The 15,643-nt window shown below is 72.3% G+C and carries 9 protein-coding genes; 6 read left to right on the top strand and 3 right to left on the bottom strand.

Annotated features, from left to right (window positions below; all coding sequences use genetic code 11):
* Positions 1-23 precede the first annotated feature (23 nt).
* Both D7V77_RS03430 and D7V77_RS03425 read left to right on the top strand, forming a co-directional pair.
* Entirely contained in the window at positions 24-1,151 is a 1,128-nt protein-coding gene (locus D7V77_RS03430; protein WP_120574824.1) for a LuxR family transcriptional regulator, read from the top strand.
* Between the two features lie 42 nt (positions 1,152-1,193).
* On the top strand, positions 1,194-2,342 hold the full coding sequence (locus D7V77_RS03425) for a metallophosphoesterase (RefSeq protein WP_120574823.1): 1,149 nt from the start codon (positions 1,194-1,196) through the stop codon (positions 2,340-2,342).
* A 49-nt stretch (positions 2,343-2,391) separates the two neighbouring features.
* Here D7V77_RS03425 and D7V77_RS03420 read toward each other — a convergent pair whose 3' ends face one another.
* A complete protein-coding gene (locus tag D7V77_RS03420) occupies positions 2,392-3,765 on the bottom strand; it encodes a thioredoxin family protein (protein WP_120574822.1) in 1,374 nt (457 codons plus the stop codon).
* A 111-nt stretch (positions 3,766-3,876) separates the two neighbouring features.
* Between D7V77_RS03420 and D7V77_RS03415 the strand changes: the two genes are divergently transcribed.
* From D7V77_RS03415 to traB, 4 genes are all read left to right on the top strand, one after another.
* Complete coding sequence (locus tag D7V77_RS03415) at positions 3,877-5,622, top strand: GTPase (RefSeq protein WP_120574853.1); 1,746 nt, start codon at positions 3,877-3,879, stop codon at positions 5,620-5,622.
* Between the two features lie 87 nt (positions 5,623-5,709).
* Positions 5,710-6,774 carry a hypothetical protein gene (locus D7V77_RS03410; RefSeq protein ID WP_120574821.1) on the top strand — a complete coding sequence of 355 codons (1,065 nt, stop codon included), beginning with the start codon at positions 5,710-5,712 and terminating at the stop codon, positions 6,772-6,774.
* Between the two features lie 195 nt (positions 6,775-6,969).
* Positions 6,970-9,021 carry an outer membrane exchange protein TraA gene (gene traA, locus D7V77_RS03405; RefSeq protein WP_368666168.1) on the top strand — a complete coding sequence of 684 codons (2,052 nt, stop codon included), beginning with the start codon at positions 6,970-6,972 and terminating at the stop codon, positions 9,019-9,021.
* A complete protein-coding gene (traB, locus tag D7V77_RS03400) occupies positions 9,018-10,646 on the top strand; it encodes an outer membrane exchange protein TraB (protein ID WP_120574820.1) in 1,629 nt (542 codons plus the stop codon). The genes traA and traB overlap by 4 nt, the downstream gene beginning before the upstream one ends.
* 60 nt (positions 10,647-10,706) lie before the next feature.
* Here traB and D7V77_RS03395 read toward each other — a convergent pair whose 3' ends face one another.
* Together D7V77_RS03395 and D7V77_RS03390 are read right to left on the bottom strand one after the other, a co-directional pair.
* Positions 10,707-11,546, bottom strand: a complete 840-nt coding sequence (locus D7V77_RS03395; protein ID WP_120574851.1) for an Ig-like domain-containing protein — start codon at positions 11,544-11,546, stop codon at positions 10,707-10,709.
* 116 nt (positions 11,547-11,662) lie between these two features.
* Complete coding sequence (locus tag D7V77_RS03390; RefSeq protein WP_233596658.1) at positions 11,663-15,643, bottom strand: protein kinase; 3,981 nt, start codon at positions 15,641-15,643, stop codon at positions 11,663-11,665.

Below are 15,643 nucleotides of genomic sequence, written 5' to 3'. Positions count from 1 at the left end.
CCAACGGCTATAGTAAGAAAATCGTGATTGATTTGATTTCCGAGGACCAACGTCTCTTGCAGGAGTTGGAGGGCCTGCTGGAGGGATTGGAGCCCGGCTCCGAGGCCCTGCCGACGGTCCTCGCCGCGCTCCGAAGCGCCCTGCGCGCGGAGCGGACGGCGGCCTACGGCGTGGACGTGGGCCCAGACCGCTATCACACGGCATTCGTTCACGGCGTCGGCTTCCCGCAGCCGCCCTCCATCCTCTCCGAGGCCTTCGACGCGTCGCTGCCGCCGGCGGGGAGCCGCTTCGGTTACTTCGATCCCGCGCGTCCGCCGCTGGCCCAGCGCAACCGGGCGATGCGCTTCTCACCCCTGGGAATCTCGGAGACGCTGCGGGCCCTGCCCATCACCGGCGAGGGAGAAGGCCCTCTGTGGGAGCGGCTGGGATTGAGCGAGGCGGAGTGGGAGCACGCGCGGACGCAGCTGGCCGGGTATGCCTTCAATCTCTACCGGCAATTGGGATTGGAGCAGTTCGCGCAGCTGCGGGTGCTGGTGTGTGAAGGCGACATGATGCTGGGTTGGGTGGGCGCCTTCCGGGCCGAGCCCTTCACGGAGCGGGAGCAGCGGCTGTTGCAGGCGCTGACGCCCGCCATCCAGCGGCGGATGGCCATGGACCGGCGGCTGCGCGAGGCGGGCCTCTTGGGGCCGGCCCTGGGCGCGGCGCTGGAGGTGCTGGGGCGGCCCGCATGGGTCGTCACGTTCAGCGGCCGGGTGATGCACGCGAACAAGGCGGGTCAGGCGCGGTGGGAGCAGGACTCCCAGGCGCTGGCGACGCAGGTGCGCGAGTGTCTGCGAAGCCCCCCGGGCGCGGGGCCGCTGTTCTCCTCCGGGCCACTGCGCACGCAGGGGCTGCCTGACCACTACCTGGTGCTGGACCCCGGACCGCCGATGGATCCGACCTCGCGCCTGCCGGTGCTGACCCAGCGCTGGGGGCTCACCGCGCGCGAGGCGCAGGTGCTGGAGCACGTGGTGCAAGGGGAGACGAACAAGGCCATCGCCCTGCACCTGGGCTGCGCCGAGCGCACGGTGGAGGTGCACGTCACGCACCTCCTGAACAAGGCACAGGTGGAGAGCCGCTCCGCGCTCATCTCGCGCTTCTTCCAGTCCTGATGGGCCGGTGGGCACTGCCCGGCGCATGACTAGGATGGAGGGATGGACGACGTGCTCTTGAGGAAGGCGCTGGCCCGCGCCGACGCGGCGGTGGCGAAGGGGCCACACGCGCTGGCGGCGGATGGCCAGCGCCGCACGCTGCACGTGGCGATGGGAGACCCGCAGGCGGACTTCGACCGGGTGCTGTCCATCCTGTCGCTGCACGGGCTGCTGGACGAAGAGGGAGGGCTGCGGCCAGACGTGTGCCTGGTCTCCGTAGGCGACCACTTCGACTGGGGTCCCGCGACGGACCGGGAGCGCGTGGCCCGAAGCGCGCTCCGGCTGGTGGCGTGGCTCGCGTCCCATCCGGCGGACCAGGCGGTGATGCTCCTGGGCAACCACGACCTGGGACGCGTGGGAGAGCTGGCGGACTTCACCGATGCGTCGTTCCGCGCCGCGCAGGTGGAGGCGGACCGCGTCTATGCGGGGGACGACACCGACGCGGCGGCGGAGCGCGACTTCCTCCAGCGCTGGCCTGGATTGCCCACGGCGGAGCTGGCGGCGCGGGACTTCAGCACCTGGACCGAGGAACAGCGCGCGTGGGTGGAGTATCTGCTGCGCGCACGGCGCTTCCGCGTGGCGCATGCGGCCGGGGATTCGCTGCTGGTGCTGCACGCGGGTGTCACTCGCGAGGACCTGGGAGTCGTAGGGCTCGAGCCCGAGCGATGGGGGGATGCGCGCGCGGTGGCGGAGGCGCTCAACGGCGTGATGGACCGGGCGGTGGCCGGGTGGAAGGGCGGGCCGCTCGTGTTGCCGGGGCTGCACCATCCGGGCAACGCGAAGGATGGCGAGGGCGTGGGCATCTTCTACCAGCGGCCCAGCCTTGCCGCGGAGGACGAGGAGCGCGTGCGGGGAACGCCGCGGCGCAGGTTCGATCCCCGGCGGCTGCCGCTCGGGCTGACTCAGGTCGTGGGCCACACGCGCGACAAGCGGGTGCGGGAGCTGGTGTCACCCGGTCCCGTGCGAGATGGAGTGCTGCGCCACCTGGTGACGGACGGGGCGCGGGTGGACTATGCGCACGGCCCGCCGCCAGTGACGGGCGCGGGTGAGGCGGTGATGGTGTTCACCGACGGCGCCATGCGCGAGGGCCGCGCGGAGGACTTCGAGCTGCTCGACCTGGACGCGCGTCGCGCGGTGCCGCTGGCTCCGTGAGTGTTCGCGCGTGCCGCATGCGTGGCACGCGCGAAGGCTCGTGCTTCTGTTACGGCGCCGCGCCAGGGACGGCGGCCGGCGTCTTGAGCCCGGCGAGCTTCTTCTCCAGCGACTCCACCTGACGCGGGGACACCTGCGCGGCGGGCAGCGTCTTCGCGAAGGTCAGCGCCTCCTCCAGCGTCTTCACCGCGCCCGCGGTGTCCTTGCGCGCGACCTGGATGTCCGCGCGGCCGGAGAGCACGGACAGCCGCCGCGCTCCCTGCACTCGCGCCAGTGCCCGGTCGTTCGCGGCGAGCGCGTCGTCCAGCCGGCCCGACAGGCGGTACAGCGTCGCGAGCCGCGCGGGCGGGTTGTAGTCCTGGGGCAGGTCCTTCTCGCTCTGCTCCAGCGCGGGGATGGCTCGCTGCGGCTGCTCCAGCGTCATCGCGGCGAGCATGCGGTGCGAGTCGAACACGCTGCGCGCCTCGGGGTTTGGCGCCTTCGCGGCTTCGCCCTCCAGGAACGTCAGCCACTCCTGGGCCACCTGCTTCGCGCCCGCGGTGTCCTTGTCCTGCTTGCGCGCCTCCACCAGCACTTCGTACAGGCCGGAGCGGTCATCCGCCTCCATGTCGATGGCCGGCGGCGCGAGCACCTCACGCGCCTTCGCCTCCAGCGCGTGCCGCAGGTCCGCCGCCTCGGGCGTGCCTTCCGGGATGGCCAGCGCGCAGCCGAGGCCATTGAGGACGCCGTTGGCCAGGCTGAGCGAGCGCGGCACCCTCGGCAGCTCCACGACCGCCTTCCGCGCGCAGTCCTCGTACTGCTTCGCTCCGTACTGCGCCATCAGCAGCGACTCCAGCGCGCGACCCCGGCGGGACCAGTCCGCGGGAGCCTCCGCGAGCGCGAGCGACAGGGCCTCGGCGGCCTCCGCGGGCTTGCGCTCTCCGTAGAGGGCATCACCGCGGGCGAGCAGCGCTTCCGCGCCGGTGGCACCGCCCTGGTAGGCGCGCTCGCCGTCCTCGAAGAGGCGCTCCAGCTGCGGCACCGTCGCGCTGCCGGCAAAGCGCAGCAGGGCCTTCTCCTCGCGCGGGTCGATGATGAAGAAGGTGGGCCAGAACTCGACCGGGTACTTCTCTTGGAACGTCGCGTTCTGGGTCAGGTCGGTGTTGAGCTCCAGCCACACGAAGCGGTCCGCGTGCTTCGCCAGCGCCTTGTCCGTGAAGACATACGCGCGCATGGAGCGGCACGTGTGGCACCACGGCGCCCAGGTGTCGACGAACAGGGGCACGCCCTTCGCCTTCGCGTCCGCGAGCGCGCGGGCGTAGTCATCCGGGATGAAGGGCAGCGGGCCTTCGGCATGGGCCTCGGCGGACGCGGGCGCATTGGCGTTCGTGGCCGTGCAGGCGATGGACCCCGACAGGAGCAGGCAGGCGAGGAGGGAGCGCATGCGGCGCACCCTATCGCGCCTCTCCAGGGGTGTCCCCGGTGGACAGTGTACGCACACTGCGCTGGGCACCACGCCGCGTGCGTGCTGTCTTGCACATGGCCCCTTATGCCCATGAAGGACCCTCGCGCCCTGCGCACCGCCCTCGCGTCCGCCCTGGACGCCCTGCCCGCCTCCGAGCGCTTCCCCGACAGCGGTGACGCCGACGTGGCCCGCCGCCTGGCTGAACGCCTGCGCCGCGACCTGCTGCCCCGCCTGGGCTCCGGCGCCGAGGATGCGCCGCTGCTCCTCGTGGCCATCGCCGGCCCCAACAACGTCGGGAAGTCCACCCTCTTCAACGCGCTGGCGAAGGCGTCCCTGTCCCCCGCGCGTCCCGAGGGCGGACTCACCAAGCAGTGCCTGGCCGCTGCGAATCAAGAGACGTGGACGGGCGCGCTGAAGGACGTGCTCACCCAGCGCTACGACATCATCCCGGTGGCCGACGGCACCGTGGCGCCCGTGGACGAGCCCGGGCCTGCCGGCCGGCTGTACCTGGTGCTGTCGGATGCCGTACCGCGCGGACTGCTGGTGATGGACACGCCGGACTTCGACAGCGTGTACCGCGACAACCGCGAGCGGGCGGAGGCCCTGCTCGTCACGGTGGACGTGCTGGTGTTCGTGGTGAGCCGGCAGACGTACCAGAACGCGGCGCTGGTGGACTTCCTGCGCGCCGCGGTGGGCCACGGCAAGCCGTACCTGCTCGTCTACAACGAGGCCACGCGCGAGGAGGTGGCGCGCGGCCACCTGGACAAGCTGGCCCAGGACGTGGGCCATCCGCCCATCGCGCGATACCTGGCGCCGCACCAGCCGGAGGTGGAGGCGGGGCTGAAGCCGCTGGCCACGGAGGCGCTGGATGGACGGCCGCCGCTCGCCGCGCTGCTGGGACAGGCGGAACATGCGCGCGAGTTGAAGGCACGGGCGCTGGAGGCTTCGCTGTCGGATGCGCGCTCGGAGCTGGACGCGGTGGCGCGAGCGGCGACCCGCGCGGCCCGTGAGCCGGAGCGGCTGCGGCAGCGGCTGCGGCACGACCTGCAAGGCATTGGCGCGCAGGCGGCGCTGAAGGCCGTGCCCGCGGACGTGCTCGTGGATGCGTTCCGCGACGAGTTGGATGCGCGCAGCACCTTCCACCGCTTTGTGCGCCTGCCGTTCCGCGGGCTGGCCACGGCGCTCTCGTTCGTGAGCCGCAAGGTGCGTGACTCCTTCACCGGCCCCCGGCCGAATGAGGCGCTGCCCACGCAGGCGGTGGATGACTCGCTGAAGGACGGGCTGCGCAGGCTGGTGGACGCCTTCGCGCCGGAAGTGGCCGCGTGGCGAGGGGACGCGGAGACGCGGGAGAAGCTGGAGCAGTCCTTCGGGCCCGCGATGCTCGGACGGCTGGATGCACCGCTGGACCTGGGCGCGCTGCACGCGCACGCGGCGGACCGGGCCACGCTGTATGACTTCTGCCGCCAGCTGGTGGGCAGCGAGCTGCAGGGCGGCATGCGCGAGGAGCTGCTCCAGGCGCTCACCACGCTGGTGTACTCGGTGCCGTCCGGGGCGGCGGCGGTGGTGACGGTGGCCACCGGCGGCCTGGGCCATGACGCGGTGGTGTGGGCGGGGACGCTCCTGTCCACTCCGCTGCTGGAGCGCTTCGTGGATCTGCTGGGCGCCCAGGTGCGCGCGACGGTGACGCGCAAGTGGGCGGACGCGCACGGGGCCACGCTGGCGCAGGCCATGGAGAAGCGCTTCTTCGCGGAGCTGTTGTCCCACCTGGACGCCCAGGCGGAAGGCTGGCTGCGCACCGCCTCCACCCTGGAGACGGCACGGCGGGCGGCGGAGTAGGCGGCCGGTTCCTGACAGGGTCCCGCCTCCGCGATGGCGGCGAGACTTCGTGCCTCGTCGCCACCGATGCGTCATGCTGGGTCCGCCATGACCGGTCCGGGCCCGGAGGCGGGTTCTCCTCTCATCCTGTCGTTCCGTCACCTGCTGACCGAGTCCGTCAGTGCGTTCCTCGACGAGGCGGACATGACGTGTCCGCAGACGGCGGACGCGCTCAGCGAACTGCTGGTGACGCTGTCGCGCTACCGCGAAGAGGGCGCGCTGCTGTTCCCCACCGCGTTCCTGGGTGACGACCTGGGCGCGATGCTGGAGATGCTGGGCGGGCACGACCCGATTCCCCTGGGCTCGGGGCCGCGCAACCGCGACACCATCCAGCGTGCGCTCAAGCAGTGCGCGCCGCTGGGACAGGGGCGCTGGTGGGCGCTGTACCTGCTGCGTGAGCCCTCGGGCCTCACCTACGGCATCTTCCGGACGGATCCGTTCCCCCTGGCGGAGACTCCGCTGGAGCGCCTGCGGCACGCGCCGGACCGGGGCGCACGGGTGGTGGGCGTGTTGCAGCTCGCGGACAACATCATCGAGCTGCGCGGAGGCGGCGGGCTGTGCCGGCACGTGTACCTGTCCGGCGCGCGCGTCGACCTGGAGCCGCCCTCCGCGGTGCTGGACGCGCTGGCGAGCGCGGTGACCGAGCAGGTCCTGCCCTCCAGCCGCGAGTACGCGCGGGGCTTCTTCCGGCGGGTGCTGTTCGAGGTGATGCAGTCCTCGCACGGCACGCTGGTGGCGGTGCTGCCCCGCGAGCGCGCGGGTTCAGCGCTGTTCGTGGACGGCATCCTGTTGCCCCGGCCCATGGACGTGGTGGCGTTGCTGGACCGGCACCACGCGACCCAGGACGGCAGCGCGGCGTCAGCGGTGCGGGCGGCCGCGCAGCTCTTGCGCGGCATGATGGCCACCGACGGCATCACCGTGCTGCGCGCGGACGGGTGCATCCTCGGGTACAACGTCTTCGTGCGTCACCCGGAGACCCTGGCGCGGCAGCCGGGCTTCTTCGGTGGAGCCCGGCGGCGGACGTTCGAGGTGCTGTGCGCGGCCCTGGGGAACGAACTCGCCGCGGCGTTCATCCGCTCGCAGGACGGGGACGTCGCGTGCCGTCGCGCGTGACGGTTTCCTGTTTTGCGCGCTGTCCGGATTGATGGCGGCCCTGAGGGACAGAGGACCCTGCAGGTCGCATTCAGGCACTGGGACTCGGGACGTGGGCGGAAGGTTGAGAACGTCAACTTAATCTGTAAGGCTGCGCGCGCTTTGCGCACAGCTCCCCTCCCGCTCCGCGCGTACGCCGCGCTGTCCCTGCTCGCCGTGTGCCTCGCGAGCGCGCCTGCCGTGGCACAGAAGCTGCCGGCCGTCGTAGTGACGGGGGCACCCGCGGCGCCCTCTCCGGTCAACGATGTCGGCACAGGGCTCTGCATGGCGTCCAACGTGTGGACGCGCACCGCGGCGGAGTATCCGCAAAGTCAGTCGCTCTATACGGACGTCCTGAATGCATACATGGAGGAGAACCGCGGTACGCGCATGACCTCCGTGCTGCGCTCCGCGTTCGACCTGTCGAACAACCTGAACGACGGTCGCATCCTGAGCTACGGCGACTTCATCAATGTGGTCTCGGGCTGCGCGCAGGGCGGTTGCCCCTTCCACTACAACGATTCGACCACCCGGTTCGTCTCCCGCTTCCGCGGCTACTTGAACGTCACTCCGAGCATGGTCGGGCGGGTCCTGCACTTCGGCTTCTATGCCGACGACGCCATCAGCCTCGTGCTGTTCGACAAGGCCAGCGCGCGGTACGACATCGTCATCCGGCCACCGGAGCTCGGTGCGGCCACGCGACGCACCACCAACTCCGTCACCTTCACGCAGTCCGGCCTGTACCCCATTGAGTTGCTCTACGTGCAGATCGTGGAGCACGCGGCGCTGGAGTTCTCGGTTCTAGACGGCCCGTTCACGGACTACGACCGCCCGGCGAATCAAGTTCCGGTCGTCCCGCTCAACACCAATGGGTTCAACCTGGTCGAGTCCACACAGCTGTTCCAGACCGAAACCGGCCGGCCGTCGTTCCCGGACAACCTGGACCAGTGCGTCCAGTGCAACCGCCAGTTCGCGAATCAGCCCGGCAATGGCAGTTGCGGTTCGTCCTACTACTGCAACTCCGCTGCGCTCTGCGCGCCCTGTGACACGAACCTCCTTTGCGGAGACACGTGCGCGCCGTGCGGACCGACCGCGCCCATCTGCGCCGAGGTCAACGGCCAGTTCACCTGCGTCGCTTGCACCCAGAACAGTGACTGCGCCACGGGCCGCTGCGACACCACCACCAACGTGTGCACCGGCTGCGTCCGCGACTCCGACTGCGGCTCTGGCCAGGTCTGCGACGAGCCGAACTTCACCTGCGTCCAGTGCACCTCCGACGCGGAGTGCCCCGGCAGCCAGGTCTGCAACCTCACCGCGAGCACCTGCGTCGAGTGCAACAAAGACACCCAATGCGACCGCGGTGAGAGCTGCTCCAACAACGTCTGCACGCCTTGCAACACCAACGACGCCTGCGCCGGCAACTCCTGCAACTGCTGCCCCAATGGCACCCAGTGCGCCGCGCCCACTCCCGGCGCCCCACCCTCCTGCGTCGAGTGCACCACCGACAGCCAGTGCTCCAACGGCCAGCGCTGCGACACCCTGAACGGCGCCTGCGTCGACAGCGTCGCCGAGTGCAACACCTCCGACCGCTGCGGCCCCGGCTGCTCCAAGTGCCCCGGTGAGCGCCCCTACTGTCTCGACGGCGAGGTCTGCGTCCAGTGCCGCAACGACCTGGAATGCGGCGACGGCCAGACCTGCGTCAGCGGTGAATGCAGCTCCTGCACCACCGACAAGCGCTGCGGCCCGCGCTGCGACTCGTGCGGCGAGGGCGCTCCGTTCTGCCTCTCCGACGGCACCGCGCAGAACAGCGTGTGCGTGGGCTGCGTCAACGACACCGACTGCGGCAGCGGCAAGTGCGACCCCACCACCCGCACCTGCACCAACACCGGCGCCTGCGCCGTGACGTGCGAGCAGGGGCGCGTGTGCGACGGCTCCACGTGCGTCGAGTGCTTCGCCGATGCCCACTGCCCCTGCGGCGGCACCTGCGACCTCACCTCCAACACCTGCCTCGAAACCTGCGCCGACAGCGGCGACTGCCTGGGCGTCGAGTTCTGCTCCGCCGAAACCCAGCAGTGCGAACGCGGCCGCCGCAAACCCGGCACTGAACCCCAGGGCGGCGCCTTCTGCTGCGGCACCACCGCCGAGGACACCCCCACCGGCAGCACCGCCATGCTGGTCACCCTCGCCCTGGGCTTCCTCTTCCTGCGCTCCACTCGCCGCGTCCGATGAAGCCCTCCCGCACGCCGCTCCTCCCGCTGCTGCTGGCCCTCGCGCTGTCCACCGCCGCCCACGCCGCGCCGGATCCGCGCTTCAACATCCAGGTCTTCCGCCCGTCCGGCGCGCCGCAGGACCTGGTGATGGTCACCCAGTCCCGCCCCCTGTCCCACCTGTCCGTCGCCGCCGGGCCCTACTTCAGCTACTCCCTCAACCCGCTCTCCCTCGTCCCCAAGGACGGTGACCTGGGCTCCATCAGCCTCGTGGGCAACCGGCTCCAGCTGGATGTCATGGCCACGGTGGGCCTCTTCGACTGGTTCGAGGTCGGCGTGGACATGCCGCTCGTGCTCCTGCAGGGCGGCCAGAACCTGGAGGTCATCGGCACCGAAGGGCCCGTGGAGAGCTTCGCCCTGGGCGACCTCCGCCTCATGGGCAAGGTGGCCATCCCCGGCTTCCGCCGCTCCGCGGAGGGCCACGGCTGGGGCGCGTCACTCACGCTCAACGTCAGCTTCCCCACCGGCGTGCAGGAGGCCTTCGCGGGCGACGGCGAGCTCACCTGGGCGCCGGGCCTGGTGCTCGACTACCGCTTCGAGTCCGGCATCCTCCTCGCCTTCAACGGCGGCTTCTGGAAGCGGCCGGACGTCATCTTCAGCGGCACGCAGCTGGGCGACATGGCGCCGTTCGGCCTGGGCACGGAGGTGCCCCTCTTGCGCGGCAGCGGCATCACCGCGCTCGGCATGGTGAACGGCGCGTTCGGCCTCAAGAAGGCTCCGGGCCAGGAGCGGCAGATTCCCGCGGAGCTGCTCATCGGCCTGCGTTGGTACAGCTCGCTGGGCGTCACCTTCACCTTCGGCGGTGGCCTGGGCTGCGGCTGCTCGCTGGCGTCGCCGAACCTGAGCTTCTTCACGTCCATCATCTGGGTGCCCGCAAAGACGCGCGAGTGGGAGGCCATCGAGCGCTTCAAGGAGCCGCCCGAGCCGCCCCCGCCGCCCGTGGACCCCGACAACGATGGCGTCATCGGTGAGCGCGACCGCTGCCCCAACCTCGCGGGCCCGGTGGAGAACAGCGGCTGCCCGGACACCGACGCGGACTCCGACGGCGTGGTGGACCGCATCGACAAGTGCCCGGACGTCCCGCAGGGCAAGCGCGGCCGTGACGGCTGTCCGCTCGCGCGCACGTCGGGGAACAAGATCGTCATCCTGGAGCAGGTGAACTTCGCCACCGACCAGGACGTCATCCTCTCCGAGTCCTATCCGGTGCTGGAGGAGGTCGCGCGGGTGATGGAGGAGAACCCGAAGATGGACCGCATCCTCATCGAGGGTCACACCGACTCGCGCGCCAGCGACCAGTACAACCTGGAGCTGTCCAAGCGCCGTGCCGCCAGCGTGAAGCGCTTCCTCATCGAGACCGGCGTCGCCGCGGAGCGCGTGTGCTCGCAGGGCTACGGGCGCAGCATGCCCCTGGCCGACAACGCCACGGAGGAGGGCATGGCCCTCAACCGCCGCGTGGAGTTCACCATCCAGCCGCCTGCCGACGGTCCCCGCCCGCCCTGCCCGGATGACGCGGAGGCCGCGTCCAAGAAGAAGGGCGGCAAGCGCCCCGCGCCGAAGTCCCCGGCGCCTCCCAAGAAGCAGCCGTAGCGGCCGTCGCCTCGGGGTCCGCCGCTCCCGTGCGGCGGGCCCGGCGTCGACACGGCGGAGCTACTCGACGATGAAGTCCGCGGCCGTGCGGCGGCGGCCGGCCACCACCGACACCACCGCGCGGCCCTTGCCCACGGCCGTCACGCGGCCCTCGGGCGACACCGTCACCACGGCGGCGTTCGAGCTGAACCACTCCAGCGGCACCTTCTCCAGCGCCACGCCGTTGCGGTTGTACGCGCGCGCCTGGACCATCACCGACTGGCCCTTCTTCTTGAAGGTGTACGAGGTGAGGTTCAGCCCCAGGCGCGCGAAGTCCGGCGGCACCACCTGCACGGCGATGGCGCGGTGCAGGTGCCCCAGCGTCGCGGTGACGGTGGCCACGCCGGCCGACGCGGCGATGAGCTCGCCGCTCTCCACGCGCGCCACGGCCTCGTTGCTGGAGCGGAAGTCGGGCGCCGCGTCGGGGATGACGTGGCCCGCTTCATTGCGCGCCACCACGCGCACCTTGAGGGTGCGCCCCACCTCCACGAAGTCCGCGCCCGGCGCGCGCACGTCCAGCGACGCGAGGATGGTGAGGTCCAGCGGCAGCGCCGCCTTCGCCCGTCCGCCCTGCACGCCGATGATGGTCTTTCCGGACTTGCGCGCCACCACCGTGCCGTCCTCCAGCACGGAGGCCACCTCCGGCGCGGAGCTGGTCCAGCGCAGGCGCGTGTCCATCATCTTGCGCCCATCCGCGTCCAACACCGTGTAGCTGAGCGGCAGGTTCTGCCCCTGCGTGCGCAGGTAGCGCAGCTCGGGCTGCTCCAGGGTGATGGTCGTGGGCGACGGTCCGCACGCACCGAGGACACCCAGCGCGAGGAAACCCAACAGGGAAAAGGAGATGGGGCGTGAGGTCTTCACGAAGGCAGGCACGGGGGCAGGTGGGGAAGGGCCGAGTCTACCGGTGGAGCACTCAAAGGGCGTGAAAACCGCGAGCGCCCGCGTCGAAGTCCGCGCGCCTGCACGCCTGCTGACGACTACTGCCCACTTCCACGTCGCGGGGTCCGGGCCTCCATCGACCCCAACACCTGCGCGGCCAGGGCCTCCCCCTCCCGCCAGCCCGCCACCCGGGCGCGCTCCCTCGCCTGCTCCAGCCGCTCGCGCGCCTCCGGCCCCCGGCCTCCCGCCACCAGCAGGCGCCCGGCGTTGTAGTGGATGCGCGCCACCTCCTGGGCGTCCCCACCCTGCTCGGCCAGGGCGAGCGCGCGCTCCAGGTCCGACAGCGCCTGGGCCGGCTCGCCCGCGAGGACCCGCAGGCCCGCGAGCTGCGACAACGCCCGCGCCTGGCCCACCGCGCTGCCCACCGACCGCGCCTGCTCCGCCGCGCGCGTGAAGGCCACCCGCGCCCGGTCCAGCTGCCCCAGCCGCTGCTGCAGCCGGCCCAGGAGCAGGTAGTGCTCCCAGAAGAAGTCCGCCACGTGCGGGGTCCGGTTCCCCATGCGCTGGAAGGCGCGCGCCAGCAGCTCCACCGCGGCCGTCGTCTCGCCCTTGGCCTCGCGCACGCGCGCGAGCTCGCCCAGCACCAGGGCCTCGGCCTCCGGATCCGAGCCCGCCGGCCCCTGCGCCATGCTGAGACGCACCTCCGCGTCGTCCACGCGCCCCAGCTTCAGCTCCGCGACGGCCAGGCGCCGCGCGGCCTCCGCCCACCGGCCGGGCGTCTGCATCACCGGCACGCGGTCCAGCCACGGCGTCACCAGCCCGTCCACGGCGGCGGGGTCCGTCTGCGTGAGACATCCCGCCGCGCGCGCGAGCACGTCCAGCTGCCAGCGCACCACCGCCGCCGTCGCGCCGGGCGCCCGGCCCAGGGCCCAGCGGAAGAACTCCACCGCCGAGCGCCACTCGCCTCGCGCCGCGAACCAGTCGCCCGCCCGCTCGCACGCGACCGGCGCGCCGGAGGCATCCGCGCCCAGCAGGTGGTCCGCCACGCGCACCTCGCGGGCCGGCTCCTGCACGAACGCCTCGTCCTCCAGCGTCTCCGCCAGCTCCTGGTGCGCGCTCCGCAGCTGCGGGGGCGACAGGCGCTCGCGCAGCACCTGCCGCGCCTCCTCGCTCGTGAAGCGGAAGATGCCGGGCTGCCCGGGCACGGGCACCACCCACTCCGCGTCCTCCAGCACCCCGGCGCCGTCCGTGGCCGTCAGCGACGCGCGCACCAGCTCCGCGGAGAAGAGCGAGCCCTCCACCGCGGCCCGCTGGAGGAAGCGCAGCGACGCGGCGGGCAGCAGCTCCAGCCGCGCGCCCAGGGCCTGCCCCAGTCCTTGCGGCAGCGCCGCGGGGGACAGCGGGCCATTGGACTGGAAGCCGCCCTCCGTGCGCTGCAACACCCCCACCGACACCAGCAGCCGCACCAGCGCCAGCGCATGCGCGGGATTGCCGCGCACCCGGTCCGCCACCGCCCGCTCCAACGACGGCGACAGGGCCAGGCCCAGGCTCGCGGTGAGCAGCGCGTTCAGCTCCGACGGCGACAGCCCCTCCAGCACCGTCACGGGCAGGGACGCCAGGGACGTGGGCACCGCGTCCACGTCACCCGTGGCCACCAGCGAGACTCCCAGCTCCTTCGCCGTGAGCAGCCCCGCGAGCATCTCCAGCGACGGGCCGTCCACGCGGTGCACGTCGTCCACCAGCAGCAACAGGCCGGACGGCTTCGCCACGCGCTGGATGGCGTCCACCACCGCTCCGTCTCCCGCCGGCAGGAGTCCGCCGCCCACGGGCGCGCCCCGCGCGAGCCTCCGCCAGAGCGCCGCGGCCTCCGGTTCGGAGAAGCCCAGCCCCGACAGCGGCGGCAGCGACGCGTCTCCGCCCGTGGCGGTCCGCGACAGCGCGGCGAGCACCGTGCGCCACAGTCCCAGCGCTCCCGCGGAACGAGGGTCTCCACCCCACGCGTACACCACGCGCGGCGAGGCGCCCGCGGCCAGCTCCGCCACCGCCTCCAGGAAGCGGCTGCGTCCCACGCCCGAGGGCCCCACGAAGAGCCGTGCGCCGCCTTCGCCCTTGCACGCCGACTCCACCACCATCGCCGCCTGGGTCAGCGCCTCGTCGCGCCCCACCAGCGCGTCCACGCGGGTCGCGGGCGCGCCGGACTCCACCCGCCACGCCGTGCCGCCGGGCAGCTCGCGCGCCATGCCGATGCGCACCCCGCCCGCCTCCACCAGCAGCGCCTTCACCGAGGCGCCCACCAGCAGTTCGCCAGACACCGCCGCGTCCGCCAGCGCCTGCGCCCGCTCCAGCCCCAGGCCGGACAGCCGGGGCGCCCCGGCCTCCGCGCTCGAGCGCACCACGCCGGACTCCAGGCCCCGCCTCACGCTCAGGCCCGCGCCGCCCAATTCCTCCGCGCACTTCAGCGCCCGCGTCGCGTCGTCCGCGCGAACCTGCGGCAGGCCGAAGGGCAGACACCAGTGCGTGTCCGACAGCGCCATCGCCTCCACGTGGTGGCGCGCGGAGACCTGCGCCACCACCTCGCGCAACCGGGCCGCGTGGGCCGGCTCGCCCGCGACCACCAGCAGCGTGAGCCGGCGCATCTGCGCCTGCGCGTCCATCGCGCGGATCTTCACCGTGGGGCCCGGAGCCTCGTCTCCCAGGGCCGGAGGTCCGTCGTCGTCCCCGGTGGCGGACGGCGGCGCGGCCAGGGCGGAGGCCAGGGGCGCGGGCACCTCCATCGTCGGGTCGGTGGGCGGCTCGTGCACGGCGCCGTCGCCGCGACGCGCGGGCGCCTTGGCCGTCGGCGCGTCGGGGAGATCCTCGTCGCCCAGGTGCATGGGCGGCTCGCGCAGCGCGGGCATCAGCGGGAGCTTGGGCGCGGCGCCTCCGGACGAGGGCGTGAGCGACTTCTGCGCGGCGTCCACGCCCATGGGCGTGAGCGAGTTGCCGCACGCGGGACAGAAGCGACTGGTCGCGCTGGTGGACTGGCCACAGCGCGGGCACGACACGTTGGAGGGCTCGCGGACCTGGGGCAGCCCGGGCTCGCCGCTGCCCGCGTCGCGCAGCCGCGCCAGCACCGTGTCGCCCACCAGCCGCGTCACCACCGCGGGGACGCTCTCCTCCGGCGGCTCCGGCGTTTCATCCAGATAGGACTGGAGCGCGCGGGCCACGTCCGCGCAGCGGGCGAAGCGCTGGCCGGGGGCGCGGTGGAGCATGCGCAGGATGATCTGCTCCAGCAGCGGCGACAGCCCCTCCACGAACTGCGAGGGCCGGGGCACCGCTGCCAGCGCGATGCGCCGCATGGCCTCCGCGGGGTTGTCCGTGTCGATGAACGGCCGGCGCGTGCACAGCTCCCACAGCACCACGCCCAGCGCGAACTGGTCGCTGGTGCCGGAGACGGGCTCGTTGCGCACCTGCTCCGGCGACATGTATCGCAGCTTGCCCTTGAGCACTCCCGTGCGCGTGCGGCTGGCGCGGATGGTCGCCTTGGCCACGCCGAAGTCCACCACCTTCGTCAGGCCGTCCAGGCGCACCATGATGTTCTGCGGGCTGATGTCCCGGTGCACCAACTCCAGCGACGCGCCCTGGCTGTCTCGCGCGTGGTGCGCGTGGTCCAGCCCCAGCGCCGCGTCGCGGATCATCTGCGCGCAGACGCGGTGGGGCAGCGGCGTGCCGGCCCGCTGCGACGCCTTCGCCAGGCGGCCCAGGTTCTCGCCCTCGATGTACTCCATGGCGATGTAGAACGTGCCCTGCCACGCGCCGACCTCGTACAGCGAGACGACGTTCGGATGGTTCAGGTGCGCCGCGACGCGGGCCTCGTCGAGGAACATCTCCACCGAGCCATCGTGCTCCAGCAGATCCGGCAGCAGGCTCTTGAGGATGACGGGGCGCTCGAAGCCGCTCACGCCCACCTGACGTGCCAGGAAGATTTCCCCCATGCCCCCCACGGCCACGCGGCGCAGCACCGCATACCTGCCGAAGATGAGGGAAGACGGGGAAGCACCGGACACCATCGCCCTTGAACCGTACCCAGCGATCCCCAT

Source organism: Corallococcus sp. CA041A, assembly GCF_003612075.1.
Lineage (GTDB): Bacteria > Myxococcota > Myxococcia > Myxococcales > Myxococcaceae > Corallococcus > Corallococcus exiguus.
The sequence above is the reverse complement of the archived record's forward strand: the minus strand, read 5'-3'. Positions and strand labels throughout refer to the sequence as shown.